General features: G+C 71.9%; 27 protein-coding genes and 2 pseudogenes. 15 read left to right on the top strand and 14 right to left on the bottom strand.

What is annotated here, in order from left to right:
- Window positions 1-330 precede the first annotated feature (330 nt).
- Window positions 331-738, top strand: a complete 408-nt coding sequence (locus tag H0S67_RS05415) for a hypothetical protein (RefSeq protein ID WP_180935747.1) — start codon at window positions 331-333, stop codon at window positions 736-738.
- Between the two features lie 891 nt (window positions 739-1,629).
- On the opposite strand, the gene H0S67_RS05420 is transcribed toward H0S67_RS05415, so the two are convergent.
- Together H0S67_RS05420 and H0S67_RS05425 are read right to left on the bottom strand one after the other, a co-directional pair.
- Complete coding sequence (locus tag H0S67_RS05420) at window positions 1,630-1,875, bottom strand: hypothetical protein (protein WP_180935748.1); 246 nt, start codon at window positions 1,873-1,875, stop codon at window positions 1,630-1,632.
- 293 nt (window positions 1,876-2,168) lie between these two features.
- Entirely contained in the window at window positions 2,169-2,825 is a 657-nt protein-coding gene (locus H0S67_RS05425) for a winged helix-turn-helix domain-containing protein (protein ID WP_246355153.1), read from the bottom strand.
- Between H0S67_RS05425 and H0S67_RS24535 the strand changes: the two genes are divergently transcribed.
- Together H0S67_RS24535 and H0S67_RS24540 are read left to right on the top strand one after the other, a co-directional pair.
- Window positions 2,808-3,050, top strand: coding sequence for a dienelactone hydrolase family protein (locus tag H0S67_RS24535; RefSeq protein WP_246355154.1), 243 nt, complete (start codon window positions 2,808-2,810; stop codon window positions 3,048-3,050). The two genes, H0S67_RS05425 and H0S67_RS24535, sit on opposite strands and share 18 nt — an antisense overlap.
- Window positions 3,051-3,102: 52 nt before the next feature.
- Window positions 3,103-3,366, top strand: coding sequence for a dienelactone hydrolase family protein (locus H0S67_RS24540; protein ID WP_246355155.1), 264 nt, complete (start codon window positions 3,103-3,105; stop codon window positions 3,364-3,366).
- A 56-nt stretch (window positions 3,367-3,422) separates the two neighbouring features.
- Here the strand turns inward: H0S67_RS24540 and H0S67_RS05435 are convergent, their stop codons facing one another.
- The 3 genes from H0S67_RS05435 to H0S67_RS05445 form a co-directional block, all read right to left on the bottom strand.
- Window positions 3,423-4,223, bottom strand: a complete 801-nt coding sequence (locus H0S67_RS05435; protein ID WP_180935749.1) for a hypothetical protein — start codon at window positions 4,221-4,223, stop codon at window positions 3,423-3,425.
- A gap of 20 nt (window positions 4,224-4,243) precedes the next feature.
- Window positions 4,244-4,600, bottom strand: coding sequence for a hypothetical protein (locus H0S67_RS05440; protein WP_180935750.1), 357 nt, complete (start codon window positions 4,598-4,600; stop codon window positions 4,244-4,246).
- A 70-nt stretch (window positions 4,601-4,670) separates the two neighbouring features.
- Window positions 4,671-5,066 carry a VOC family protein gene (locus H0S67_RS05445; RefSeq protein ID WP_219635491.1) on the bottom strand — a complete coding sequence of 132 codons (396 nt, stop codon included), beginning with the start codon at window positions 5,064-5,066 and terminating at the stop codon, window positions 4,671-4,673.
- A 546-nt stretch (window positions 5,067-5,612) separates the two neighbouring features.
- Here H0S67_RS05445 and H0S67_RS05450 point away from each other — a divergent pair.
- Together H0S67_RS05450 and H0S67_RS05455 are read left to right on the top strand one after the other, a co-directional pair.
- On the top strand, window positions 5,613-6,011 hold the full coding sequence (locus tag H0S67_RS05450) for a hypothetical protein (protein WP_180935752.1): 399 nt from the start codon (window positions 5,613-5,615) through the stop codon (window positions 6,009-6,011).
- Window positions 6,012-6,146: 135 nt separating this feature from the next.
- On the top strand, window positions 6,147-7,181 hold the full coding sequence (locus tag H0S67_RS05455; RefSeq protein ID WP_180935753.1) for an alcohol dehydrogenase catalytic domain-containing protein: 1,035 nt from the start codon (window positions 6,147-6,149) through the stop codon (window positions 7,179-7,181).
- Window positions 7,182-7,194: 13 nt separating this feature from the next.
- Here the strand turns inward: H0S67_RS05455 and H0S67_RS05460 are convergent, their stop codons facing one another.
- The 4 genes and pseudogenes from H0S67_RS05460 to msrA form a co-directional block, all read right to left on the bottom strand.
- Entirely contained in the window at window positions 7,195-7,593 is a 399-nt protein-coding gene (locus H0S67_RS05460) for a hypothetical protein (RefSeq protein WP_180935754.1), read from the bottom strand.
- Between the two features lie 1,092 nt (window positions 7,594-8,685).
- On the bottom strand, window positions 8,686-9,111 hold the full coding sequence (locus H0S67_RS05470; protein WP_180935755.1) for a hypothetical protein: 426 nt from the start codon (window positions 9,109-9,111) through the stop codon (window positions 8,686-8,688).
- A gap of 22 nt (window positions 9,112-9,133) precedes the next feature.
- Window positions 9,134-9,475, bottom strand: a complete 342-nt coding sequence (locus tag H0S67_RS05475; RefSeq protein WP_180935756.1) for an ATP-binding protein — start codon at window positions 9,473-9,475, stop codon at window positions 9,134-9,136.
- Between the two features lie 225 nt (window positions 9,476-9,700).
- Window positions 9,701-10,254 (bottom strand): annotated as a pseudogene (msrA, locus tag H0S67_RS05480) (peptide-methionine (S)-S-oxide reductase MsrA).
- A 181-nt stretch (window positions 10,255-10,435) separates the two neighbouring features.
- On the opposite strand from msrA, the gene H0S67_RS05485 reads away from it, so the two are divergent.
- The 6 genes and pseudogenes from H0S67_RS05485 (at window position 10,436) to ilvA (ending at window position 16,573) form a co-directional block, all read left to right on the top strand.
- Window positions 10,436-11,368: a hypothetical protein gene (locus H0S67_RS05485; protein WP_180935757.1), complete on the top strand. Its 933-nt coding sequence runs from the start codon at window positions 10,436-10,438 to the stop codon at window positions 11,366-11,368.
- Window positions 11,369-11,394: 26 nt separating this feature from the next.
- A complete protein-coding gene (locus H0S67_RS05490) occupies window positions 11,395-12,576 on the top strand; it encodes a cystathionine gamma-synthase (protein ID WP_180935758.1) in 1,182 nt (393 codons plus the stop codon).
- Complete coding sequence (locus H0S67_RS05495; RefSeq protein WP_180935759.1) at window positions 12,569-13,984, top strand: glutamate mutase L; 1,416 nt, start codon at window positions 12,569-12,571, stop codon at window positions 13,982-13,984. Before H0S67_RS05490 ends, H0S67_RS05495 begins: the two co-directional genes overlap by 8 nt.
- Window positions 13,985-13,993: 9 nt before the next feature.
- Entirely contained in the window at window positions 13,994-14,857 is an 864-nt protein-coding gene (locus H0S67_RS27250) for an AI-2E family transporter (RefSeq protein WP_343050359.1), read from the top strand.
- On the top strand, window positions 14,773-15,366 hold the full coding sequence (locus tag H0S67_RS26465; protein ID WP_343050492.1) for an AI-2E family transporter: 594 nt from the start codon (window positions 14,773-14,775) through the stop codon (window positions 15,364-15,366). Before H0S67_RS27250 ends, H0S67_RS26465 begins: the two co-directional genes overlap by 85 nt.
- A 73-nt stretch (window positions 15,367-15,439) precedes the next feature.
- Window positions 15,440-16,573 (top strand): annotated as a pseudogene (ilvA, locus tag H0S67_RS05505) (threonine ammonia-lyase).
- Between the two features lie 64 nt (window positions 16,574-16,637).
- Here ilvA and greA read toward each other — a convergent pair.
- Both greA and H0S67_RS05515 read right to left on the bottom strand, forming a co-directional pair.
- On the bottom strand, window positions 16,638-17,147 hold the full coding sequence (gene greA / locus H0S67_RS05510; RefSeq protein ID WP_180935760.1) for a transcription elongation factor GreA: 510 nt from the start codon (window positions 17,145-17,147) through the stop codon (window positions 16,638-16,640).
- Window positions 17,148-17,320: 173 nt separating this feature from the next.
- Window positions 17,321-17,728, bottom strand: a complete 408-nt coding sequence (locus tag H0S67_RS05515; protein ID WP_180935761.1) for a DUF4307 domain-containing protein — start codon at window positions 17,726-17,728, stop codon at window positions 17,321-17,323.
- 70 nt (window positions 17,729-17,798) lie between these two features.
- On the opposite strand from H0S67_RS05515, the gene mca reads away from it, so the two are divergent.
- Window positions 17,799-18,695: a mycothiol conjugate amidase Mca gene (gene mca / locus H0S67_RS05520; RefSeq protein ID WP_180935762.1), complete on the top strand. Its 897-nt coding sequence runs from the start codon at window positions 17,799-17,801 to the stop codon at window positions 18,693-18,695.
- 365 nt (window positions 18,696-19,060) lie between these two features.
- Here the strand turns inward: mca and H0S67_RS23165 are convergent, their stop codons facing one another.
- Window positions 19,061-19,213, bottom strand: coding sequence for a hypothetical protein (locus tag H0S67_RS23165; RefSeq protein ID WP_219635493.1), 153 nt, complete (start codon window positions 19,211-19,213; stop codon window positions 19,061-19,063).
- Entirely contained in the window at window positions 19,210-19,677 is a 468-nt protein-coding gene (locus tag H0S67_RS05525; protein ID WP_219635494.1) for a class I SAM-dependent methyltransferase, read from the bottom strand. The genes H0S67_RS23165 and H0S67_RS05525 overlap by 4 nt, the downstream gene beginning before the upstream one ends.
- 151 nt (window positions 19,678-19,828) lie before the next feature.
- On the opposite strand from H0S67_RS05525, the gene H0S67_RS05530 reads away from it, so the two are divergent.
- Window positions 19,829-20,824 (top strand): Acg family FMN-binding oxidoreductase, encoded by a 996-nt coding sequence (locus H0S67_RS05530; RefSeq protein WP_180935763.1) that lies wholly within the window; start codon window positions 19,829-19,831, stop codon window positions 20,822-20,824.
- Between the two features lie 6 nt (window positions 20,825-20,830).
- On the opposite strand, the gene H0S67_RS05535 is transcribed toward H0S67_RS05530, so the two are convergent.
- Entirely contained in the window at window positions 20,831-21,808 is a 978-nt protein-coding gene (locus tag H0S67_RS05535; protein ID WP_180935764.1) for a YihY/virulence factor BrkB family protein, read from the bottom strand.
- Window positions 21,809-21,894: 86 nt separating this feature from the next.
- On the opposite strand from H0S67_RS05535, the gene H0S67_RS05540 reads away from it, so the two are divergent.
- Window positions 21,895-22,560, top strand: coding sequence for a DedA family protein (locus H0S67_RS05540; RefSeq protein WP_180935765.1), 666 nt, complete (start codon window positions 21,895-21,897; stop codon window positions 22,558-22,560).
- A gap of 70 nt (window positions 22,561-22,630) precedes the next feature.
- Window positions 22,631-24,184: a YhjD/YihY/BrkB family envelope integrity protein gene (locus tag H0S67_RS05545; protein ID WP_180935766.1), complete on the top strand. Its 1,554-nt coding sequence runs from the start codon at window positions 22,631-22,633 to the stop codon at window positions 24,182-24,184.
- Window positions 24,185-24,193 lie beyond the last annotated feature (9 nt).

The following is a 24,193-nucleotide window of genomic DNA, read 5'->3' on the forward strand; positions in this document are numbered from 1 at the left end:
GGGCTCTGCGCGGCGATTCTCCTGGCGTCGGGGCCCACGGTGCACGTCGACGGGAAAGCGGCGGCGTGCCCGGGGATCATCGCGACCACCGAGGGTGGCAACGTCGTCGACTCCAGCGCCAGGCACGGTTACCTGCGCGCGTGCGGCGACGAGCAGCGCGAGTGGTCGGTGCTCGCGGGCCTTGCTGCGGTCGTGTCCCTGGGGGCAGGGTCAGTGGCCCACTTCAGTCGGCGAGATCGGGAAGCTCCGACGTCGCCGCCGAGCCGTGGCCACGACGCAGCCCGGGCGTAGACGGGCAGACCCTGGCGCCCGGCTGACATCATGTGGCGCATGACCACGATCGAGGATGCCGTCGAGAGCGAACGTGGGTCGCGGCACCGCTGGCTGATCGCGCTCGTGGCGTTCGGAACGCCTGCAGCCTTGCTGTTCTCGCTGACGATGGCTCTCGTGGTGGCGATGAACGATCAGGCCCTTGTCAGCGACAGGGCCGGGTTGAAGAGCGTTGATCTCGGCTGGCCCTTGGTCTGGATCCACCAGGACCAGAGCTCCTCCGACCCGCCGTTCCCGACCCACGTCGGCATGCTGTCGCCCTGGGAGCACCCGACAGGCCTGTCGCTGGACGCGTTCCTGGTGGACGCGCTCACGGTCTTCGTGGCCGTCGGATCAGGCGCACTGCTCGTGGGTGCTCTCGTGGCTGCTCTTGTCCGACGCCGTCGGGTCAGTCACAGCCCGGCGTGACCACGCGTGCCGGCAGATCCGCGCACATCTCCGCGATCCACGAGCCAGGTGCCGGGCCGCGTCAGCACGCCGGGTGGCTGGCTGACAGTGGGTGCGCGAGCCACCCTCACGTTCACTCGCGGCTGCTACGGGATTGCTCGAACGGCATCTTTCCCGATCCGCCGGTGGGAGTATCCGAGGCATGGAGTCCACTGGAGGAAGTTGGTGGCGACGTTGCGTCCAGCAGATCCGTCGGTGGATCACGCAGGCGCAGATCAGCCGTTACCAGCGCAGACAACAGCTGAACGAGCTCGACGACCGGAGAGCTCGCGAGCACGTCGAAAGACGAGAGGCCGGTATCAGGGACGGCTACCCGCCTGTGTAGGAGGCGGCCCTGATCAATGCCGTTCGCCCCGTGATCGTTTCGATCAGCGGCGAACGCGCACTCCTCAGTGCGCCGTCCTCGGGTCCGGAGGCAAGGGGGTGTACCTGGCGGGGCGCTGTGCCCGGGGTCGACGCCGAGTGCGACTCAGGGGGCGGAGCTGCCCTTCGTAGAAGGTGATCGCGGCGAAGGCACTCACGTGATTGTGCGTGATCCGCTGGCCAGCCATGGGGAGCGGACAGGCCGGGTCCTCGTAGTGGGATGCGATTGCCTGGATGCGGATCAAGTCGGCATCCGTCATCTGTAGTGCCCGGTCGGCGAGTGCGTCCTCGCCGTAGTCCCAGAGGCTGGCGGCCACGGCGCTCTTGGAGAAGGACACCGTGAAGTCTGGCCGGCCCTGCATGAGCCGGCGCAGCTCCTTGTCGGCCGCCCCTTGCCTCCACATGGTCCAGAAGTCTGCCCGACTCCTCGACGCTCATGGGCAGGACTGCGCGGTCAACGCCACGAGGGGAATGCCGACCTGACCGGCGTCATCGCCGACGGTCGTCGTGCAGCTCCATGCCCCAGGCGACACCCCACGCCACCGCGCCCACGAGCAGAAAGCCCAGGCCGACGGCGAACGAGGCCCAGCCCACGGCACGCGGCCCTCCATCGGTGACCATCCACAGGCCCACGAAGAGCAGCAGGACTCCCGGAAGCAGCGCGGCGCTCGGTGAGGCGGGAGCCCAGCGCGGTTCCGAGTCGGGAGCCCTCCGGGGACTTGCAGAATCAGCCACGGACCGGAGTCTTCCACGGCTTGCTCACGACAGGACCTCAATCCGACATGGCGTGCCCTTGGCGGCGCGCAGATCGCGCCAGCTGGGGCCGCTCAGCTCCCCTTGCGTCGGGAGAGCAGCCACACCACGAGTGCGATCAGCGCGATGAGGACCAACAATTCCGGAATGCCGATACCGAACACGGTCACACCCTAGGCGTCGTACCTGCCACTGGTCGCCCGATGCGGCGGATCGTCGCATGTCCGCGCGCCGACGCGCACGCTGCGGTCCGCGCTTCGCGAGCGGTGGATGCGTCACTCCGCTGTCGGCAGGGTCGGGTGATCGGTGGGGTAGATCCCGATCGCGAACCCGTACGTGGTTTCGCCGGCCCTCGGCATCTGGTCGAACGCAGCCACGAGCTCGGCCATCCGGTCCCAGAACTGAGAGGCCTGATCCTCGGAGATGCGCGCATGCCGGATGAAGCCCCAGAGCTTGCCCTGCTCGAACGCCGGTGCGGACTCGCGTGCAGCCACCTGGAAGTCGTTGAAGTCGCCCGGCATCGCATCGCCGGCGGGTGATGGCTCCGCTGTCACGTAGAACATCCGCGCGGTGCGCCCGTAGAAGCGCTCCTCGATGGCCCGCACCTTCCGCGTGCGTACCACCCGGAGCAGGCCGTTCCGGGTGAGCACGTCCACGTGGTGCGCGACCGTGCTCTTGGGGCGCTCGACCGCGGCCGCGAGCTCGGTGACGGAAGCGGCCCGCTCGTGGAGCAGCTGCAGGATCGTCGTGCGCAGCGGGTGGCCGATGGCCTTCACCTGGGCCGGCCTGGTGAGCGCCATCCGATCGGCCAGCTCGTAGTCCGGGGGTTGTTCGCCATGACGGAACAGACTAGCATCGCGGAATGTTCCAAAAGAATCGATCAATGGGAAAGGGAGTCCGCTGACATGGCCGAGGTGCTGCTCTACCACCACATCCAGGGGCTGACCGACGGAGTGAAGGCCTTCGCCGACGGCCTGCGACGGGACGGGCACACCGTGCACACGCCCGACCTGTTCGAGGGCCGCACGTTCGGGAGCATCGAGGAGGGTTTCGGGTTCGCGCGCGACACGGGATTCGACGTGATCCGGGAGCGTGGCGGTGCCGCCGCCGACGAGCTCGCCCCGGGCTCGTCTACGCCGGGTTCTCCTTCGGCGTGACGATCGCCAGCGTCTTGCGCAGACCCGGCCCGGCGCCCGCGGGGCACTGCTCATGGAATCCTGCATCCCGGTCGCGGAGTTCGGGGAGGCCTGGCCGGAGGGGGTGCCCGTACAGATCCACGGCAAGGAGAACGACGAGTTCTTCGACGAGGACCTTCCGGCCGCGCGCGAGCTCGCGAGCTCCGCGGCCGACGCCGAGCTGTTCGTCTATCCCGGCGACCAGCACCTCTTCGCCGACTCCTCGCTCGACGCGTACGACCCGGAGGCGTCCGCGTTGCTCATGGAGCGGGTCCGGACCTTCCTCGCCTCCGTCTGACCGTCGAGGCAGAGCTGCGGCCACTCGGCGTCAGGGAGAGGTGTCGGGTCCGGCGGCTACGCCAGGGCCTGTTGCACTGCCACGAGGGCGGTTGCGACGAGGAACGCGCAGACGCCTCCCAGCTTTCTTGCCTCTCGACGAGTTGCCGGTCCCCACCCTGCTGGCTCGCCGAGGGCGAGGTAAGCCAGGGAGAACGGGATCGGTGCAGCTGTGATGAGCCAGCACCAGCCCCACCGGCTGGCTCCCCGGGTGCACTCTGCGACGACCAGCACCCGCAGCGTGAGGAGGAGCAAGGCCAGCGCGACGTACACGGGCCAGCCGAAGACGTGCCAGCCCCAGGGGGTGAAGGTGAAGGCGTGAGGTGCCGTCGTACGGAGGTCGGGCTCGACGCGTACGTCGGCGCCGGCCCGCGTGAGCTGTTCGGCGAGGTCGCCGATGATGACGTCTGGTGCCCCTTCCGGCGCACGACGTTCCTGGTTCCTGCCGCGGTACTGGGTTGCGGTGGCGAAGTGCCGCAGGCCGCCTGAGCGCCAGGCCAGGCGAACGGGGGAGGGGTCCCGGCTTCCGGACATCAGCGCACCTCGCTCCCACACGTGGGTCACCTCGCCACGGTCGATCGCCGCCTGGAGGTCGTCGAGGCTGGAGCGCCGCTCCCCCTGGATGACGACCGCGACCGTTGTCGCGAGCCAGCCGAGGATCAACAGCAGGACCAGGATGCGCGGCACCCTGCCCTGTCGACCGCGAAGGACCCCGGTGCGGCCCGACCGTGCAGGCCGTGCCGTGGCCTCGGGGCGTTTGCGGGTGCTGAGGAACCCCGCGATCACCGCGACGATCAGGGCGAACTTCGACAGCTGCATGGGAGAGTCGCCATACCGGCTCAGCCGAGCCTGGGCCGGATCGCTGGGTTCGTAGTGGACCGTCGCCGGGCCCATCCAGTGCAATCCGCACCACACCGGGGGTCCTTGTCGGCGTGCAGCACGTAGTCGCGGCCCTCGACGGTGTACGACACCGTGGGATAGCAGCCGCGGCCTCCCCAGCCACCGCCCTCGACCTTCCCGACCACGGAGGCGTCCGAGGCCGTGATCGCCGAGACACCCGCGCTCAGCACCAGGCCGAGGGCAACGGCACAGAGGACGATCACCAGCACGTCCAGGGGCGATCGGCCATCGACGCGCCTGGCCGACCCGGACGGCTGCTTCACCGCGGCGTCCAGGTCTTCGGAGATCCGAGACATGCGGGCAGCCTTCCACGCGCGCCGGCTCCTGCGCCGTCAAACGGCGGCTCGAGCGCGGCAGACGAGCGTCTCAGCGAGGAGTGACCTCGGCGGATTGGACTACCTGGATCAGGTGCCCGTCCGGGTCCTCCACCCAGGCGATGAGCAGTCGATCCAGCCACGGTTCCGGTCCCTTGACGGGCCTGGCCCCCAGCTCCTGCAGACGTGAGTAGGCCGCTGGGGTGTCCTCGGTCCACAGGATCACGGCCGCGCGTTGACCGGTGACAACTGGGTCGAGCCCGTGGTCGTCTCGCGTCGAATCCTCGCTCGCCAGCCCGATGCGGTATCCGTCGAGCGCGAGGTCGATGTGGATCGGGCTGCCTTCCGCCGGGGTCCTGAAGACCTCCTCGAAGCCCAGGGCGCTGTAGAAGTCCGCGGCGTGCGCAAGGTCCCTGCTGAAGAGAACGACCTGTGGTGTCTTGAACATCGTCACGAGCGGAGATGTTGGCACAGCCAGGCACTCGCTTCTCGCGATGCAACACCCTGCTTTCGACGGTGACGGCGTGTCCTGGCGGCGCGGGGACCGCGGCAGCTGAAGTCGTGCTCAGTCGCGAGACAACGGCTTTCCAAGGCGCTGCTCAGTTGTCGTGAAGGTGCCGACAGGCGGTCACGAGCGAGCCGACCACCAGGCCGAGCAGGGCCCCGAGAAGAGCCGCGGGTAGTCCCACCTCGAGGGTCGCGGCCCAGGCAGTCGGCACGTATGTCCGCAAGCCGATGACCAACCCCACCATCGCACCGGGAACGCCAAGGACGGCTGCGCCAATGAGGGCATGACGGAGCGGGGCCGGCAACTCTCGGAGCGCCCGGAGGAGTTGCTCCATGCGGTGACTATGACAGAACGCCGACGACGCGACAGGCGGATGCTCGCTCTGCGCCACCGGCGACCGGTTGCGGTGTTCGACGAGCTGACTTCGGCGCAGAGTTGAGTACGGCTACGCAGGTGCTCCGCCGGCAGGGCTCTGAGACTGACTTCGTGAGTGACGAGCAGCCAACAGCGAACCCAGCGGCGAGCGCGGGTGTCCGCCGGCCGGCCTCCCGGCCGGGAGGCTGGCCCTGGTGGGGCTGGGTCGTGCTCGTGCTCTGCATGGTCGTCGGGTTCGTGGGCACAGCGATCGTGGGGATGCTGACCGTGCTGCGGGCCGCGGCCGTGTGCGACGAGCCGTTGCGGCGGGCCGCCATCGCGACGGCACAACGCGAGTTGATGGCGCTGGCAGCCGTGGTGGCGATTCCGTGGATGGTGGCGCTGTGGCGGCTTCGACACCGGGTGTGGGTCAGCGTGGCCGCCCTGCTGAGCGTGGCGCCGGCCCTCTGCCTCTACGCCTGGGGCGCTGCGTCACCCGGGGACGTGTACCGGTTCTGCATCCCGTTCTGAGCGTGAAGGGCCGTCCTCCGCTTCGCCAGACGGACGTGCGGGGACAGCGAGCGGGTGATTCCCTCGCTTCAGTCCGGTGCGCCAGACTGGGCGGCCTTCCACGTCATGCGGTCCGATCCTGAAGGAGGAGTCGCCGTGCGCGCCGTCGTCTACGACGCCCTCGGGCAGGAGCCCGAGGTCCGTGAGGTCCCCGAACCCGAGTGCCCGGCGGGTGCCGTGGTCGTCGCCGTACGAGCCACCGGGGTGTGCCGGTCCGACTGGCACGCCTGGAGGGGCCACGACCCGGTGACGCTGCCGCACGTGCCCGGGCACGAGTTCGCGGGTGAGGTCGTCCGGATCGGCGAGGGCGTGAGCCGGGTTGCCGTGGGGGATCGCGTCACGGCGCCCTTCGTCTGCGGCTGCGGAGCGTGTGAGTTCTGCCGGAACGGCGACGCCCAGGTCTGCCCCGATCAGTACCAGCCCGGGTTCACCGGCCCGGGCTCGTTCGCCGAGCAGGTGATGGTGCCGGCGGCCGACACCAACGTGGTGCGACTTCCCGGCGAGGTGGGTTTCGTGGAGGCCGCGGCGCTCGGCTGTCGCTTCGCCACGGCGTTCCGAGCGGTACAGGCGCACGGCCGGGTCTCGCAGGGCCAGTGGCTCGCGGTGTTCGGGTGCGGGGGCGTCGGCCTCTCGGCGGTCATGGTCGGTCGCGCCCTGGGCGCGCGGGTCGTCGCCGTCGACGTGTCCGCGGCCGCTCTCGAGCAGGCGGCGACGCTCGGGGCGGAGGCCCTGGTCGACGCCGGCGACCTCGCCACGGCCGTGGAGCAGGTGCGTGAGGTCACCGGTGGCGGTGTGCACGTGGGCATCGACGCGATCGGCTCACCGAGCGTCGTCGCGGCTTCGGTCGGGTCGCTGCGACGGCGGGGCCGCCACGTCCAGGTCGGGCTGCTGCTGGGTGAGGATGCCGCCACGGCGCTGCCCATGGACCGCATCCTCGCCCACGAGCTGGAGGTGATCGGCTCGCACGGGATGGCCGCCGTGGACTACCCCGCGATGCTCGACCTGGTGGAGCGCGGTGTCCTGGACCCGAGGGCCCTGGTCGCCCGCACCATCGGGCTCGACGAGGGCGGTGCCGCGTTGGTCGCGATGGACCACCCCGGCCCGCCCGGGATCACGGTCGTCACGCCCTGAGTCCCGGACGGGTTCAGTGCACGGTGACGGTGATGGTCTTGTGGGCGGTGCGGATGTCCGGGTCCACCGGGTCGCCGATCACCCGGAGCAGCCTCTCGCCCTTCATCTGCAGGCGGATGCCGACGTCGTAGCGGTTGTCGCTGTTCGTCTTCACGACCGCGCCCTGGAGCTGCACCCACGCCCCGTTGCGGAAGGCCTTCACCCGCACGGTTGCCGGGACCGACTCGTCGGAGGACAGGACCTGGCCCTGGAGCCGGAAGAGCTGGCCGGAGGCGGGCGTGGTGTCCGTGGCGTGGACGGTGATCCGGCTCGGCGTGAGCGTGGCGGCCTCGGCAGGTGCGGTGGCCGTCATGGTGGCGGTGGCAGCGATCGCGCCGATGAGCGCGGCGACGCGGCCGGATGTGGTGTTCATGTCTTCCCCTGTTGGCTACGAGCGACTCGTCGCGCCGCGAGAAGTCGCGGTGTCCTGCTCACCACTCTCCGCGGGCACCACGCGTGAGGACACGGGCACACGGCCCGGCCGGGCCGCCGAAGGGCCCGGCCGCGTCAGGCCGCGTCACCTGCTCCCGGACTGCGGCTTGAAGCGACGCACCTCCTGCGGCCAGCCGCACGCCTCCGCGATCTTGCCGGCCCACACCCGGGCCGTCTCCTCGTCGGCGACGTCCACCACGGTCAGCCCGCCCAGCCACTCCTTGGTCTCGAGTAGGGGCCGTCGGTGAACGTCAACGAGCCGCTCGTGGCGTCGGCGCTGAAGACCGGGCCGTCCTCCTCCTCCAGGCCTCCGGCGAAGACGTACGCCCCGGCGGCCTTGATCTCGTCGAGGACCGCCCTGGCCAGTGGCCCACGCCCGCGGAACCATTCCTCGCTGTGGTCACCGACCCACTGCTGGTTGAAGTAGATGAGTACTCGGTCATGTCTGCTGCCCCCTCGTCACGGGCGGACCCGCTGTCCGCCTCCACCTACGCTACGAACGGCGTCCAGCGGATACGACACCCTCCGGCGGGAAACCCAGGAAACCCCGCGACGTTCGGGAGAGAAGCAGTCAGTCGGTCGCGTCCCCGGCCGGCCGGGGCCGGGCATCGGGTGTGCACCGGCAGGGATCTCGGTGCGGCGCAGCATGCTCTGGGCGATCTTCACGGCGGACACGGCCTCCATCCGGATCACGGCGTGCTGGTCGCCGTTCGAGGCCAGGACGACACCGAATCCGTCGACCGCGGCCACGACCCCGCTGAGCCAGTGGCCGGACACGAGGACGTCGACCTCGAGCCTTGTCGCGTGCGTGGTTCAGCACCGTCCGATGGTGTAGAGCGTCGAGCTGCTCACGTCGTCCCCTTCCCCGATCGGTTCGCCTGCAGGCGAACCTCGCCCCCGATCCTCGAGGGTAGGGCGCGCCGCACCGGCGATGGCCCGAATGCCACCGATTGCCCGATCTGGGTGAGGCCGGCCAGCCCGCAGGTCAGGCCGTAGCGGGGAACGTCCCGCCAGTCCCGCGGGGGAGGCCCGGCTACTGCCCGGGTCTGTTCCCCGGGGGCTCGTGGTGTTCCTCCGTCAGCTCGACCCGGTCCTCGTGGGAGGCCTCGCGGTCCGTCTTCGCGTGCTCGCGGTCGAGGCCGGCATGGCGACGCTCCGGCCAGTGCTGCCCGTACTCGGCCTCAGATTCCATGAACTCCGCCCGGTCGTGGTCGCTGTCGCGTTTCTCAGCCGCCACGTCTCGAGCATCAGAGATGTCATCACGCTTGTCAGCGGCAGCCAGGATCCCCTCTGCGGCCTTCGTGCGTTCGGCCAGTGCCGCCTCCCGGGCCTCCAGTGCCGTCTCCCGGGCCTGCAGTGTTGCCTCACGGGCCTCCAGTGCTGACTCACGCCCACCGAGCTCGGCACCACGGTCGTCGGAATGTCTGCTCCTCTTCTCGGGCGAGCCCGGTGCCCCCATCACCTGGAACCCGCGGTGTCGCTCAGGGTCCGCTCGGGAAGGACGCCCACACCGACTTGAACCCGTGACCGTCGGTCCTGGTGCCCCACTCCTGGCTCAGCAGCTCCACGATCATCAATCCTCGGCCACGCATGTCCATGACACTCGGCGCGGACATGACCGGGGCCGCAGTCGACGCATCCTGGATGGCAAGCAGCACTGACCCGTTCGAGCTCGACAGGGTCACGCGAAACGATGTCTGGGCATGCGTCACCGCGTTGGTCGCGAGCTCACTGGCCACCAGGCGCACGTCCTCCACCAGGTGCGACAGGTGGTGCGCAACCAGGTGCAGGCACACGAAGTCCCGAGCCAGCGCCGCACTCATCGGCTCGCACGCGAGGACGGTCTCGTGCGACCAACCGACAACGGGGACCATCTCTCACCCTCCGGCGCTCAGACATCATGGGCCTGGACAAGGGCGGGACTAGACGAGTGCCGGGGCAGTTTCATGCAACGCTACGCCGCGCTCCAAGGAAAGGGTCCTCCTGCACGGTCGCCGGCTCGGCTGTCGGCGACCGCGCGGCCCTACCTCAGGCTGTGGCGGGGAACTTCACGCCCGTGTTCGCGTGGCACCGGTAGCCGTGCGGGTCTTCGCGAGGTACTGCTGGTGCAGGTCCTCGGCGTAGTAGTACGTCGGCACCTCGCGGATCTCGGTGGTGATCTCGCCGAGGCGGCGCCGCCGCAGCTCGTCGCCGTACACCTTGGTGAGGTCGCGGGCGACCTGCTCCTGCTCGGGCGTCGTGTAGTAGATCGCCGAGCGGTACTGGGTGCCGACGTCGTTGCCTTGGCGCATGCCCTGGGTCGGGTCGTGGACCTCGAAGAACGTCTTGACCAGCTCGGCGTAGGAGACCTTCGTCGGGTCGAAGACCACGCGCACCGCCTCGGTGTGGTTGGTGCGGCCGGTGCAGACCTCGTCGTACGACGGGTTCGGGGTGGGCCGCCGGCGTACCCGACGGAGGTGGACCAGACGCCCGGGACCTGCCAGAAGACCTCCTCGGCGCCCCAGAAGCAGCCGAGACCGAAGACTGCGACCTCGTAGCCCTCCGGGGCCTCGTCGGTCACCAGAGGGGTGCCGAGCACGAGGTGCTGTCCGCAAGGTGCCACGGGCGCTCGCTGCGGCCGGGCAGGGCCTGCTCCGTGGGACGAGCTCGGACTTGTGACGGCTGAAGATGGACACGCTCACTCCTCGGTCGAACGGGCATTCACCAGTCTGCAACAACGAGGGTGAGCGGACGTTCCGCCTGATCCCGCTACGCTCCCGAGAGGCGAGCAAGGGGGAACGACGTTGGGACTGTTCCGCAGGAGGAAGCGGGAGTCGCAGGAGCCGCAGGTCGACGAAGAGCTGCCGCTGACGGTCGACCAGGCGGCCCGCCTGCGCAGCCTGGCGCGCACGGCGTTCGCCGAGGCGGGTCGCGAGGTCACGGTGTACGCCGACCACGTCGAGGACGACGCCGGGGCGAGGTTCGGGCTGTGGAACCTCGCCGCCCTGTGCCGTGAGCACCCGCCGGCCGACTGGCCGCAGCTGGTCCACGACCACGTACGCCGGCTGGTGACATCCCCGGGGCCGTCGCTGGAGGACATGTCCGACGAGGAGCTCCGGGTCTCGACGTACCTGCGGCTCGTCGAGGCCGCGGGCGTCCCCGACCGGTCCTGGCACCCCACGGCCCGACGCATCGGCGAGGACCTCCTCGTCGTGCTCTCGGTCGACCTCCCGGAGACCGTGACCACGCCTCCGGAGCGGGACTGGGAGGCGCGAGGAGGGCTTGCCGGCTGGCGCGAGATCGGTGCGGCGAACCTGCGCGCGCTCCTCGTCAGCGACGACGTGGTGCACGAGCGGGTCGGGCACGGCGGCTCGGGTGGGGACTTCGACGTGGTGATGGGCGACCCGTTCTTCACCGGCAGCCTGCCGCTGCTCATGGGCGAGGTGGTGCAGCGCTTCACGCCGGGGGTCGACCTCTCCCGCGGGGTGTTGGTGGCCGTGCCGTTCCGGCACCAGTTCGCGTGGCGCGTCGTCGACGGGCCGGACGCCGCCATCGCGCTGGACAACCTCTTCCGGTTCGCAATGCTGGGCTCCGCCGACGCCCCCGGCCCGCTCTCGCCGCACGTGTTCTGGGTGCGCGACGGCGAGTGGCGGCAGGTCACCCGGCTCGTGGACGACCAGCCGCAGGTGATCGTGGAGGCCGACCTCGCCGCAGCGCTGGGGCTCGACGGGCAGTAGGGGTGGCGGGTCGATAGCCTCGGTCCATGACCGAGCAGCAGCACAGCACTGAGCACAGCTGGAAGGGCTCCGGCTTCGAGACGCGTGCGATCCACGCCGGCTACGAGCCCGACCCGATGACCGGCGCGGTGATCCCGCCCATCTACGCCACCTCGACGTACAAGCAGGACGGCGTGGGCGGGCTCCGCGGGGGCTACGAGTACAGCCGCTCCGCGAACCCCACGCGCACCGCGCTCGAGGGCGCGATCGCGGCGCTGGAGGAGGGGGAGCGCGGCTTCGCGTTCGCCTCCGGCCTGGCCGCGGAGGACACCGTCATCCGCTCGATCTGCAAGCCCGGTGACCACGCGGTCATCCCCGACGACGCCTACGGCGGCACCTTCCGCCTCTTCGACAAGGTGGAGAAGGTCTGGGGCCTCGACCACTCCCCGGCCGCGGTCTCCGACGTCGACGCGGTGCGCGCAGCGATCCAGCCGGGCCGCACCAAGCTGGTCTGGATCGAGACGCCGACCAACCCGCTGCTCAACATCGGCGACATCGAGGCGCTGGCCGCGGTCGCCCACGAGGCGGGGGCGATGCTCGTCGTCGACAACACCTTCGCCTCGCCCTACCTCCAGCAGCCGCTGACCCTCGGCGCGGACGTCGCGCTGCACTCCACCACGAAGTACTGCGGAGGCCACTCCGACGTCGTCGGTGGCGCGGTCGTGGTGCGCGACCTCGAGCTGGCCGAGCGGGTCACCTTCCACCAGAACGCCATGGGCGCGGTGCCCGGACCGTTCGACTCGTTCCTCACCCACCGTGGTCTGAAGACGCTGGGGGTTCGCATGGACCGTCACTGCGACAACGCCGAGAAGGTCGTGGAGTTCCTGACCGGCCACCCGAGGGTCGAGCAGGTCATCTACCCCGGCCTCGAGGAGCACCCCGGACACGCGGTGGCCGCCCGGCAGATGAAGCGCTTCGGCGGGATGGTCTCCTTCCGGGTCACCGGCGGCGAGGCCGCGGCGCTCGCGGTGTGCGAGAAGGCCGAGGTCTTCACCCTGGGTGAGTCCCTGGGGGGCGTCGAGTCGCTGATCGAGCACCCTGGTCGGATGACCCACGCCAGCGTCGCCGGCACCGACCTCGAGGTGCCCGCCGACCTGGTCCGGCTCAGCGTCGGCATCGAGACGGCCGACGACCTGGTCGCGGACCTCGACCGTGCCCTCGGTGGCTGACGGGCGCGCGGACCTCGCCGTCTGCGTCGACTTCGGCTCCACCTTCACCAAGGCCTCGCTGGTCGACCTGACCGAGGGCCGCATCGTGGCCTCGGCCTCCCACCCGACGACGCTCCCCGCGCCGGACGGGACCGGCGACGTCCTGGACGGGTACGACGCGTGTCTGGCCGAGCTCGTCGCCGCCGAGCCGCGGGCGAGCGCTGCCGAGGTGCTGGCCTGCTCGAGCGCGGGCGGCGGCCTGCGCATCGCGGTGGTGGGCAACGAGGAGCTGGTCACCGCCGAGGCCGGTCGCCGGGTCGCCCTGTCCAGCGGCGGCAAGGTGGTCGACGTGATCGCGGCCGCGAGTCGTGCGGACGGGAGTGCGGCGTACCGCAGCCTGAGCCACACGACGCGGCCGGACGTGGTGCTGCTGACCGGAGGCACCGACGGCGGCAACACCGAGGTGCTGCTCCGGGCGGCCCGGGACCTGGTGTCGTCGGGCTGGCGGGGGCCGCTGGTGGTCGCGGGCAACGTCGACGCCCGCGACGAGGTGTCCGCGATCCTCGGCGAGGTCCCGCACGTCCTCGCCGACAACGTCGTGCCCCGGATCGGCGTGCTGGCGCCTGACTCGGCGCGGGCCGCGATCCGGGAGATCTTCCTGTCGCACGTGATCGGCGGCAAGCGCCTCAGCGCCCGTGCCGACTTCACCGCCATGGTGCGCGGGGCGACGCCCGACATCGTGCTCACCGGGGTCGAGCTGCTGGCCCGCGGCCTGGACGACGCGCACCCCGGCGTCGGTGACGTCGTGGTCGTCGACGTCGGCGGCGCCACCACCGACGTCCACAGCGTCGTCGAGGTCGACCCGGAGGACGGGGCGGTCGACGCCCACGGCCTGGCCCGCGAGGTCGTCGCCACCACCCCTGTCACCCGCACCGTCGAGGGCGACCTCGGGATGCGCTGGTCGGCGGCCACCACCGTGGCCGAGGCGGGCCTGACCGAGCTGGCCGACGCGGCGGCCCACCGGCAGGCCGACCCGTCGTACGTGCCGGGCAGCGACGACGAGTGCGAGGTGGACGAGGCGATCGCCCGGGCGGCGGTCGGGCTGGCGCTGCGCCGTCACGCCGGCCGGTCCAGGGTGGTCGTCAGCCCCGAGGGCCGGGTCGTCGAGCGCACCGGCAAGGACCTGCGCGAGGTCGACCTGCTGGTCGGGTCGGGCGGGGTGCTGCGCAACGGACGCCCCGGCGTCGCCGGGCGGGTCCTGTCCGGAAGCGTCGGCACCGACCTGGAGGGCGGCTGGCAGCTGCCGCGGCGGGCCCGGGTGGTCGTCGACACCGACTACGTCCTCGCCGCGGCCGGCCTGCTGGCCGGGCCGCACCCGGAAGCGGCGTACCGGCTGGCGCTGCGCGTCATCGACACCCCGGGTGGATAGCCTGTCGCGGTGAGCAACGAGGCTGACGGTCCGGACGTCGACGACGCCGCCGACCAGGCAGGTCGACGACCGGACTCCGACACGCAGCCCGGGGCACCCGAGGGCCGCCGCCGGCTGCCGATCATGGGGCTGCGCACCCGCGCCGAGGACGACGAGGGCCTCGCCCAGCGCCTGGCCCACCAGTGGGCTCAGCTGCGCGACGAGCGCCGGGCCGAGCCCGTGCCGATCACGCCCGGGCGGTCGAACTTCAGCCGCGCCCAGGTGCCGTGGGGCCTCGACCTGGCGGCCGCCTGGGGCTGGCGGTTCCTGGTCATCGTCGCGGCCGGGTACGTCGTGTTCTGGGCGGTCGGCTTCTTCGCGGTCGTGGTGCTGCCGGTCGTCATCGCCCTGCTGATCACCGCCCTGGTCAGCCCGGTCGTCAACGGCATGCACCGGATGGGGATGCCGCGCGGGCTCGCCTCGATCCTGGTCGTGATCGCCGGGATCGGCTTCGTGGCCGCGCTGCTGACCTTCGCCGGCCAGCAGGTCGCCAACGGCGCCAACGACCTCGCCGACCAGACCGTGAAGGGCCTCGACGAGATCAAGCACTGGCTCAAGACCGGGCCGCTGCACGCCAGCGACCCAGATCAACCAGTACATCAGCCGGGCCCAGAAGGCGATCACGCGTCCACCGACGGTGGCTCGATCCTGGGCCGCGTGACCGAGGTCGGCACGGCATCGGGCACGTGCTGGCCGGGTTCTTCATCGTGCTGTTCTCGACGTACTTCTTCCTCGCCGACGGAGAGCGGATCTGGGCCTGGATCGTGCGCCTGGCCCCGCGCGCCGGCCGGCAGCACGTGGACAGCTCGGGCCGGGTCGCCTGGATCTCGCTGACCCAGTTCGTCCGGGCCACGGTGATCGTGGCCGCCACCGACGCCCTCGGCATCATGACCGGCGCCGCGATCCTCGGGGTGCCGTTCGTGCTCGCCATCGGTGTGCTGGTGTTCCTCGGCGCGTTCATCCCGATGATCGGCGCGACCGTCGCCGGCATCGTCGCGATCCTGGTCGCCCTGGTGGCCCAGGGGCCGATCACCGCCCTGCTGATGCTGGCCGTGGTGATCCTCGTGCAGCAGATCGAGGGGCACGTGCTCCAGCCCTTCCTGATGGGCCGGTGGGTGTCGGTGCACCCGCTGGGTGTCATCATCGCGATCGGCTGCGGTGTCCTGGTCGCCGGGATCCCCGGTGCCCTGGTCGCCGTGCCGCTGGCGGCCGCGGTCAACGCCGTGGTGCAGCACCTCGCCAACTACACCGCCCCCGGGGACGACCCCGAGGAGGAGCTGGACGAGGACTACCGAGAGCTGGGCGAGGAGCCCCCGACGAAGGAGGCCCTGGAACATGAGTGACGCGCCGGAAGTGACCCTTGCCGACATCAGGGCCGCGCGGGAGGCCCTCGAGGGGGTGTCGGTCTACACCCCCATGGAGGAGTCCCGGTGGCTCTCGGCGTTCGCCGGGGGCCCGGTCAGCCTCAAGTGCGAGAACCTCCAGCGCACCGGGTCGTTCAAGGCCCGCGGCGCCTACGTCCGCATCGCACGGCCTCTCGCCCGAGGAGCGGGCGCACGGGGTCGTGGCGGCCTCGGCCGGCAACCACGCCCAGGGCGTCGCGCTCGCGGCCCAGCTGCTGGGCATCAAGTCGACGGTGTTCATGCCCGAGGGGGCGCCGATCCCCAAGGAGAAGGCGACCCGGGGGTACGGCGCCGACGTGATCTTCCACGGCCGCTACCTCGAGAACGCGCTGGAGGCCGCCCACGCCTTCGCCGCGGAGACCGGGGCGGTGCTGATCCACCCCTTCGACCACGTCGACATCGTGGCCGGGCAGGGGACCGTCGGCCTCGAGATCCTCGAGCAGACGCCCGACGTCGAGACCGTGCTGGTCCCCACCGGGGGCGGCGGCCTGCTGGCGGGCGTCGCGATCGCGGTGAAGGCGCTGCGGCCCGACGTCCGAGTGATCGGCGTCCAGGCCGCGGGCGCGGCGGCGTACCCGGGGTCGCTGGCCGAGGGCCGCCCGGTCCCGCTGGAGCACATGACCACGATGGCCGACGGCATCGCGGTCGGGCGTCCGGTGACATCACCTTCGCGGCGGTCCGCGACCACGTCGACGAGATCATGACGGTGTCGGAGGACTCGCTCGCCCGCGCCCTGCTGGCGCTGCTCGAGCGGGCCAAGATGGTCGTCGAGCCGGCCGGTGCCGCCGCGGTGGCGGCGATGCTCGACCGCCCCACGGAGTTCCGCACCCCCACGGTCGCGCTGCTCTCGGGCGGCAACATCGACCCGCTGCTGCTCGGCAAGGTGATCCGGCACGGCATGGCCGCGGCAGGCCGCTACCTCAACATGCGGGTGTGCATCCCCGACCTGCCGGGTGGCCTGGCGACCCTGCTCACCGAGATCGGCGCCGCGGGGGCGAACGTCCTCGAGGTCGTGCACGAGCGCATCTCGCCCTCGCTCCACCTCGACGAGGTCGAGGTGCACCTGCAGCTCGAGACGCGCGGCGAGCCGCACGCCGAGCAGGTGACTGCCCGGCTGCGCGAGCGCGGCTACCGGGTCTTCACATAGCCGGAGACGCGAAACGGCGCCGGCGTCCCCTGTCAGGGAGGCCGGCGCCGACTCGACGGGTGGGTCAGCCGGTGAACGGCGTCGCGTCGACGATCACGACCTCGAGCGTCTTGCCGTTCGGGGCCTCGTACGCCACGGTCTCGCCGACCCGCGCGCCGATGATGGCGGTGCCGAGCGGCGACTGGGGCGAGTAGACCTTCAGGCCGTCGACGGAGTCCTCGATCTCGCGGGCGCCGAGCAGGAAGGTCTCGGCCTCGTCGTCGTCATCGCCGACGAACTTGTAGGTCACCTTCATGCCGGGGGAGACGGTGCCGTCGTCCGCGGGGGTCTCGCCGACCTGGGCGCGCTGGAGCATGTCCTCGAGCTGGCGGATCCGGCCCTCGACCTTGCCCTGCTCGTCACGGGCGGCGTGGTAGCCGCCGTTCTCCTTGAGGTCACCCTCGTCGCGGGCAGCGCTGATCCGCTCGATGACTTCCTGTCGCACGGGACCCTTGAGGTTCTCCAGCTCGGCGCGGAGCTTGTCGTAGGCGTCCTGGGTCAGCCAGATCGTGCCCTGCTCGGTGGACTGCGTCATGGGTACTCCTGCGAATACTCGGTTGGTGGCGGGAGGCCCGCCGCGAACGTCGGTGCGGCTGTCCCCGTCGGGCGACCACGGGTCGTGCCTCGGACGACGCCGGGGCCGGTGCCTGGACCCCAGCGGGACAGCCAGAAGATTCGAGTCTACAGTCCAAGCGCTCCCGACGCAGGTCAGCGCGGTCGCGGCTCACCCGGGGCGGTGCAGCCGACGAGCTCCACCGACGTCGCCCGGCGCTCGGTGCGCACGGTCTCCTCGAGCGGCTGCTGCGCGCCGTACACCGGGGTGAAGGACAGCTCGCCGACCACGGAGTGGTCCTCGGCGTAGGCCCGAAGCAGGCACTGGGCCCGAACCGTGTCGTCCTTGAGCCGCACGTCGACCCGGGCCGTCGCTGCGTGCTGCCCTTCGATCGAGTAGCCCACGATGTCGGAGTCGACAGCCGGCGTGGAGCTCTCCCAGATGGTCCAGGTCAGCCACCCCAGGAACGCCAGGGAGACGGCGACGCTGGCCGCGATCACGGCCCGACGTCGCCAGGGCGCGGGCGCGCCGTAGCGGTCGGCGAGCGCGTCGTGCGTGGTCACGCCCTCATGCTCGCACCCCCGGGGGAGCCGACGCGGAGGGGGCCGCGGTCGCCGTCCTACGATGAGACCCATGCCGCACGCCCTCCGCACCGGTCCTCGCGCCGGCCTCCGCCTGATGCACGTCCACGCGCACCCCGACGACGAGTCGAGCAAGGGCGCGGCGTCGACGGCGAAGTACGTCGACGAGGGCGTCGACGTGCACGTCGCCACCTGCACCGGTGGCGAGCGGGGCTCGATCCTCAACCCCAAGATGGACCGCCCCGACATCCTCGAGAACATCACCGAGGTCCGCCGCGAGGAGATGGACCGCGCCCGCGACATCCTCGGCATCCGCCAGGACTGGCTCGGCTTCGTCGACTCGGGCTGGCCCGAGGGCGACCCGAAGCCGCCGCTGCCCGAGGGGTGCTTCGCGCTCGTGCCGCTCGAGGAGGCCGCCGCGCCGCTGGTGCGCCTGATCCGCGAGTTCCGGCCGCACGTCATGACGACCTACGACGAGCGCGGCGGCTACCCGCACCCCGACCACGTCATGTGCCACAAGGTCTCGGTGGCGGCGTTCGAGGCGGCCGGCGACCCCGAGCGCTACCCCGACCTGGGGGAGCCCTGGCAGCCGCTGAAGCTCTACTACCACCACTCCTTCAACCGGCCGCGGATGCAGGCGCTGCACGACGCGATGCTCGCGCACGGCCTGGAGTCACCGTGGGAGGAGCGACTCAAGGAGTGGAAGCCCGAGCCGGAGTGGGACGCCCGGATCACCACCCGGGTGCCGTGCGGGGACTACTTCGGGGTCCGCGACCAGGCGCTGCTCGCCCACGCGACCCAGATCGACCCCGACGGCTTCTGGTTCGCCATCCCGCGCGAGCTCCAGGAGAAGGTCTGGCCCACCGAGGACTACGAGCTGGTGGTGAGTCACGTCTCGACCAGCACCCCGGAGGACGACCTCTTCGCAGGCCTCCCGACCCCCTCCTGAGAGACTGCTCCCATGCCGTTCCACGCGCTCATCACGGGCCAGGTCCTGCCCCTCGTCATGCACCTCGTCGACGAGCCTCCCCAGCCCGAGGACGTCAAGGCGGGCTGGACGGCCTTCGCGATCTTCATCGGCCTCGGTGTCGCGGTCGCCCTGCTCGGCTGGAGCCTGGTCCGGCAGCTGAAGAAGGCCCAGGCCGCCCAGGACGCCGGCGTGTACGACGACCCCGACGCGGCCCGTCCCGGCCGGCCCGTCGAGGGCCCTGCCCAAGGTCAGGCACAGAGTGATGCGCCGGCCCCGGCGGACACCCCGGTGGACAGCGAGGCGAGCAGCCGGAGAACCACGGCCGCCAGTCCTCCTGACGCAGGTCAGGCGGTGCGTACGACGCGCACCAGGCAGTCCCACGCGGTGCGCGCGGGCTCCTCGCCGTGGCCGTCGTCGACGGTACGGGCCACCCGCCCCGCCCGCACCACCTCGAGGTCCTCGCCGGTCAGGTCGCCCAGCACGTCGTCGGCCGTCATGAGCACCGAGGGTCCTGGGGACCTCCGGTGCCCTCGGCCAGGTTGGTCGTGTCGTGCGCGACCACCAGGAGGGTGCCGCCGGGTCGCAGGGCGGCGAAGCCGCGGCGTACCGCCGCTCGGCGCTCGTCGGCCGGCAGCTGCAGGTAGGCGATCACCACCAGGTCGTGCACCGGCGCCGACTCCCACGTCGTGGCGTCGGCGCACACCCACGAGACCGAGCCCGGCAGCTGCTGGTCCTCGGCGAGCCGTCGACCCTTGGCCAGCCCGACGCTCGAGTAGTCGACCGCGACGACGTCCCAGCCCCGCGAGGCGAGCCAGATGGCGTTGCGGCCCTCACCGGCGGCCAGGTCCACGGCGCTGCCCGGAGCCAGGTCGGCGACCTCCGCGGCGACGAACTGGTTGGGCGTCACCGACCAGACCAGGTCGGTGGCGGCGTACCTCGCGTCCCACTGATCGGCGTCCATGCCGTCACGCTACTGCGTCGCCCGACCCCGGAAACGTCCGTTCGTCACGGGCCCCGGGACCAAGTGCCCTGCACCCTGCGGACCCCCGGCCGCGAGGCTGCTGGAGGCGGATCACGGAAGGCCTGTGGACGAGCACTCGAGGAGGACGACGATGAGAGGGTCAGCAGCCGCGCCGAGGCCTGCTCAGACCTCCGTCCCGTTCCGCGAGATCGTCGAGCTCGCCTGCCGTGCTCCGAGCGTGCACAACACCCAGCCGTGGCTCTGGCGCGCCGAGGGGACGCGCCTGCGCCTCTACGCCGACCGAGACCGCGTGCTGCCGCACGCCGACCCCGACGGACGCACCCTGGTGCTCAGCTGTGGTGCCGCGCTGCACCACGCGCAGGTGGCCGCCGAGGGGATGGGGTGGCAGGTGTCCGTGCAACGCTGCCCCGACGCCGACGACCCGGTCCTGCTGGCCACGCTCGACCTCGTCCCGGGGCGCATTGTCCCTGCGGCCGAGGAGCAGCTCCACGCGCTGCAGATCCGCAGCACCGACCGCCGCAGGTTCACCTCGTGGCCGCTGCCGGTCGAGCGCCTGGACCGGCTCGCCGAGCGGGCCGCGGACTGGGGAGCGCTCGTCATCCCGCTGGTCGACCCCGGCGCCCGTCAGCGCGTGGACCGGATCCTGCGCCGGGCCGACGAGATCCAGCGCGGCGACGAGGAGTACGCCGCCGAGGCGGCACGCTGGGTCGCCGTGGAGGGGCCGGAGGGGATCCCGCCGAGCAGCATCCCGGAGATCAACCCCAACCGGCCCGCGATGCCGTCGCGCTACCAGTCCGGCGAGCTGCCGGACCCGCGGGGCGAGCCGACGGAGTTCGTGGACGGCCTGGTCGCGTTGTGCACGGTCGAGGACGACGCCCTGTCCTGGCTGCGGTGCGGGGAGACCCTCAGCGCGCTGTGGCTGGCGACCGTCCGGGAGGGTCTCTCGCTGCTGCCGCTCAGCCAGGTGGCCGAGGTGCCCGAGACGAGGGAGGAGCTGCGCGACGTGCTCGGTGGCACGGCGTGGCCACAGCTGCTGGTGCGGCTGGGCTGGCAGGAGATGACCCGCGACGACCTCCCGCGGACCCCGAGGCGCCCCGTCGAGGAGGTGCTCAGGTTCGACGACTGAGGTCGGTCAGCCGCTGACGACGTGCCCGTGCGGTCGCCCCGGGTCGTCGTACGCCGGGCTGTGGTCGCCGGCCCGCAGCGCCTCCAGCTGCGCGCACACAGCGACGCCGTAGAAGAAGGCCATCGCCGAGAGCAGCGACCAGAGCAGCAGTGCGACGAATCCGGCGAGCGGGCCGTAGGTGCTGCCGAAGGAGGAGCTGACGTGCACGTAGGCCGCGAGCGCCCCGGTGGCGAGCAGGGTGAGCAGCACCGCGACCGCGGCCCCGAGCGCGAGCCAGCTCAGGGCGGGCTGGCGCCGCCGCGGTGCGTGGTCGAGCAGCACGGCGATGGCGAAGACCAGCAGCACCACGCCCACCGGCCAGCGCAGCACCTGCCAGGCTTCCAGCGTGCCGTCGGACCAGCCGTAGCTGGTCACCATCGCCTTCCCGAACGAACCGCCGGCCACCAGCATCAGGAAGCCCACGCCGACCGGGCCGGCGAGCACGGCCGTCAGCACCGCGGCGCGGCCGTACTTCGCGAGTGCGGGCCGGTCCCGGCGGATGCCGTAGATCCGGTTCGACCCCCGCTCGACCTGGGCCATCGCGGTGGTCATCGAGAGCAGCGCGAAGGCCAGGCCGAAGCCGAGTGCGAGGTCCCCGGCCTCCTCGCCGTCCCGGGGTCCGTCGACAGCGTTGGCGAGCGCGTCGCCACCGTCCTGCCCGGGGGAGACCTTCTGGATCGTCTCGGCCACCACGCGGGCGGGTCGCTCCTGGTCGAGGTTGGCCGCCAGCCCGGTCAGGGCGAGCAGGAACGGCACCACCGCGAGCGACGCCTGCAGCGCCAGCGCCCGGCTGTTGGTGAACCCGTCGCCGTAGCGGAACCGCACGAACGCCCCGGCGACGACCCGGCGCAGGCCGAACCTGCGGACCAGCCGCCATGCGTCCTCGGCGTCCAGCTCGTCCCCGTCCATCTCGGTGGTCACGGGCACGGTGCGCGCGGTCGTCATGGGCAGAGCCTAGGAGCGGGCCCCCGGCTCCCGGGCGCGCGCCCTTCATGCGCCTTTCATCCGGTCCTCGTAGCGTCGGGAGCACCATGGGCAACCTGATCGGACACGTGACCGGCCTGCTGACGTCTGTCCCGGCGCCGCTGGCCCTCGCCATCATCGGGGCCCTCGTGTTCTCGGAGGCGGCGCTCTTCGTCGGGTTCGTGCTGCCGGGCGAGACAGCGGTGCTCTTCGGGGGCGCCCTGGCCTCCGCCGGCCACCTCTCCTTCCCGGCGCTGCTCGCCGTCGTGATCGTCGCGGCGATCGTGGGGGACAGCGTCGGCTACGAGGTCGGACGGCTGGCCGGCCCGCGCATGCTCGAGTCGCGGCCGCTGCGGCGACACCGGGCGCGGCTCGAGGTCGCCCGCAAGCGGCTGCGCGAGAAGGGCGGCGTGACCGTCGTCGCGGGCCGGTTCACCGCGCTGCTGCGCGCCGTCACACCGGGACTGTGCGGGATGAGCCACATGCCTTACCGGCGGTTCCTGTTCTACAACGCGCTGGGCGGGATCGCCTGGGGCACGGCGATCTGCATCCTGGGCTTCGTGGCGGGCAAGTCCTACCAGCGGGTCGAGTCGAGCCTCGGCGCGGTCGGTGGGGCGCTGCTGCTGGCCTTCGTCGTGGCCGGGGTCATCGTGTGGCACCACGGGCGTGCCGCCCGGCAGGAGGCCGAGCTCGCGGACGAGGGGCCGGAGCCGCACCCCACGAACGAGCCCTGACTGTCGCGGGGTGCCGCTCTCACCCGGCGCGAGTGAGGTGGCCCCCCGGACCCGCGGAGACGATGGGGCGGTGCAGGTCGACCGCGACGCCGCCCCGCCCCGGCGTCGACGGACCGAGGCGCTCGCCGAGTGGGCCAGGGGACGGCGAGACGACGCGATGGAGCGCCTCGACCGGGCGGGGCGTCGGTACCCCGCCGTTCGCTTCCTGCTCACCGCGGCGGGTCACGACCGGATCGCGGGCGGCCCCCTGCTGGCCGGTGCGCTCGCCTTCCGGCTGTTCCTGTGGCTTCTGCCCGCCTGCCTGGTCCTGGTCGGCCTCCTGGGCTTCGCCGAGCCGGGGTCGGCCCGCGGGGCCACGGCCGACATCGGCCTCGGCGGCACCACCGCGACCACGATCGCGACCGCCACTGCGCAGGCGCACGAGGCGCGATGGTGGCTGGTGGTCACCGGGCTCATCGCACTGTTCAGGACCTCGCTGACGTTGGCGCGGACCCTGTGGGTGGCCACCCTGCTCGCCTGGCAGCTGCCGGTCGTGAAGCTGCGCCACCCGCCCCGGGCGGCGGGGCTGGTCATCGGGTTCCTGGGCTCGGCCCTGGCCCTGGTGCTGGCCGCGAACTGGCTGCGCACCATCAGCTACACCGTGGGGCTCGTCGTCGCGATCCTGCTCGTGGTCGCCTACGCGCTGCTCGGCTGGATCATCCTGGCGGCGCTGCCCAGACCGGCACACGTGTCGGTCGCCGAGCTGATCCCGGGCGCCCTGCTCATCGGGGTCGGGGCCGAGGGGCTGCACCTGGTGGCGGCGCTGTTCCTGGCCCACCAGATCAGCAGCGCCTCACAGCTGTACGGCGCCCTGGGCAGCGCGGCCACCGTGATGCTCTGGTCCTACTTCCTGGCCAGGGTCCTCATCGGCGGCACCACGGTGAACCGGGCGTGGGCCAGTGTCGTCGAGGCCCGGGGCGAGACGCCCGAGGGGGAGGACGCACCACAGCAGCTGAGCGCTCGGACGGTCGTCGCCCTCGCCCGGCACGCCTGGCGCGAGGTCCGCAGGCCGGGTGCCGGCCGCGCGGACGAAGCCACGCGTGCGGGTGCCGTGGCGGCCGTCCTGGAGCGGGCCGCGGGCGCGGTGACCATGACGGTCTGGTTCTTCGACGAGCCGCGCGGGGCCGAACGGGCCGCCCGGTCGCTGGTGGACCTCGAACGGCGCGGTGTCGTGCGGGTCCTGGGTGCGGGGCTGGCCGGTTGGCCGCCCAGGTCTCCTCGGCCACGGACGCGGCAGGCGCCCTCGACGAACCTCGGCGGCGCCCTGGTGCCGTCGTTCTGGGGGCTGCTGCTGGGGCTGGTCTTCCTGGTGCCCCTCGCGGACGGCGGGGCGGCAGACGCATCGACCGGCGACTCGACCGGCGGGGCGACGAGCGACGCGCTCGAGGGCGTGGGGCTCGGGGACGACTTCGTCCGGACCGTGCGGGCCGGCGTCCGGCCGGGCACCTCGGCCCTGTTCGTGCTGTCGGCGGGCAGCGCGGCAGACGCGGTGGGGGACGCGTTCGAGGGCGCCGGCCAGACGCCGTTCGAGACCCCCCTGACGCCCGAGCAGGAGGCGCGGCTCCGGGAGGTCTTCGCCTCCTAGGCCCCTCTC

The organism is Nocardioides ungokensis, from assembly GCF_013466985.1.
Taxonomy (GTDB): Bacteria; Actinomycetota; Actinomycetes; order Propionibacteriales; family Nocardioidaceae; genus Nocardioides; species Nocardioides ungokensis.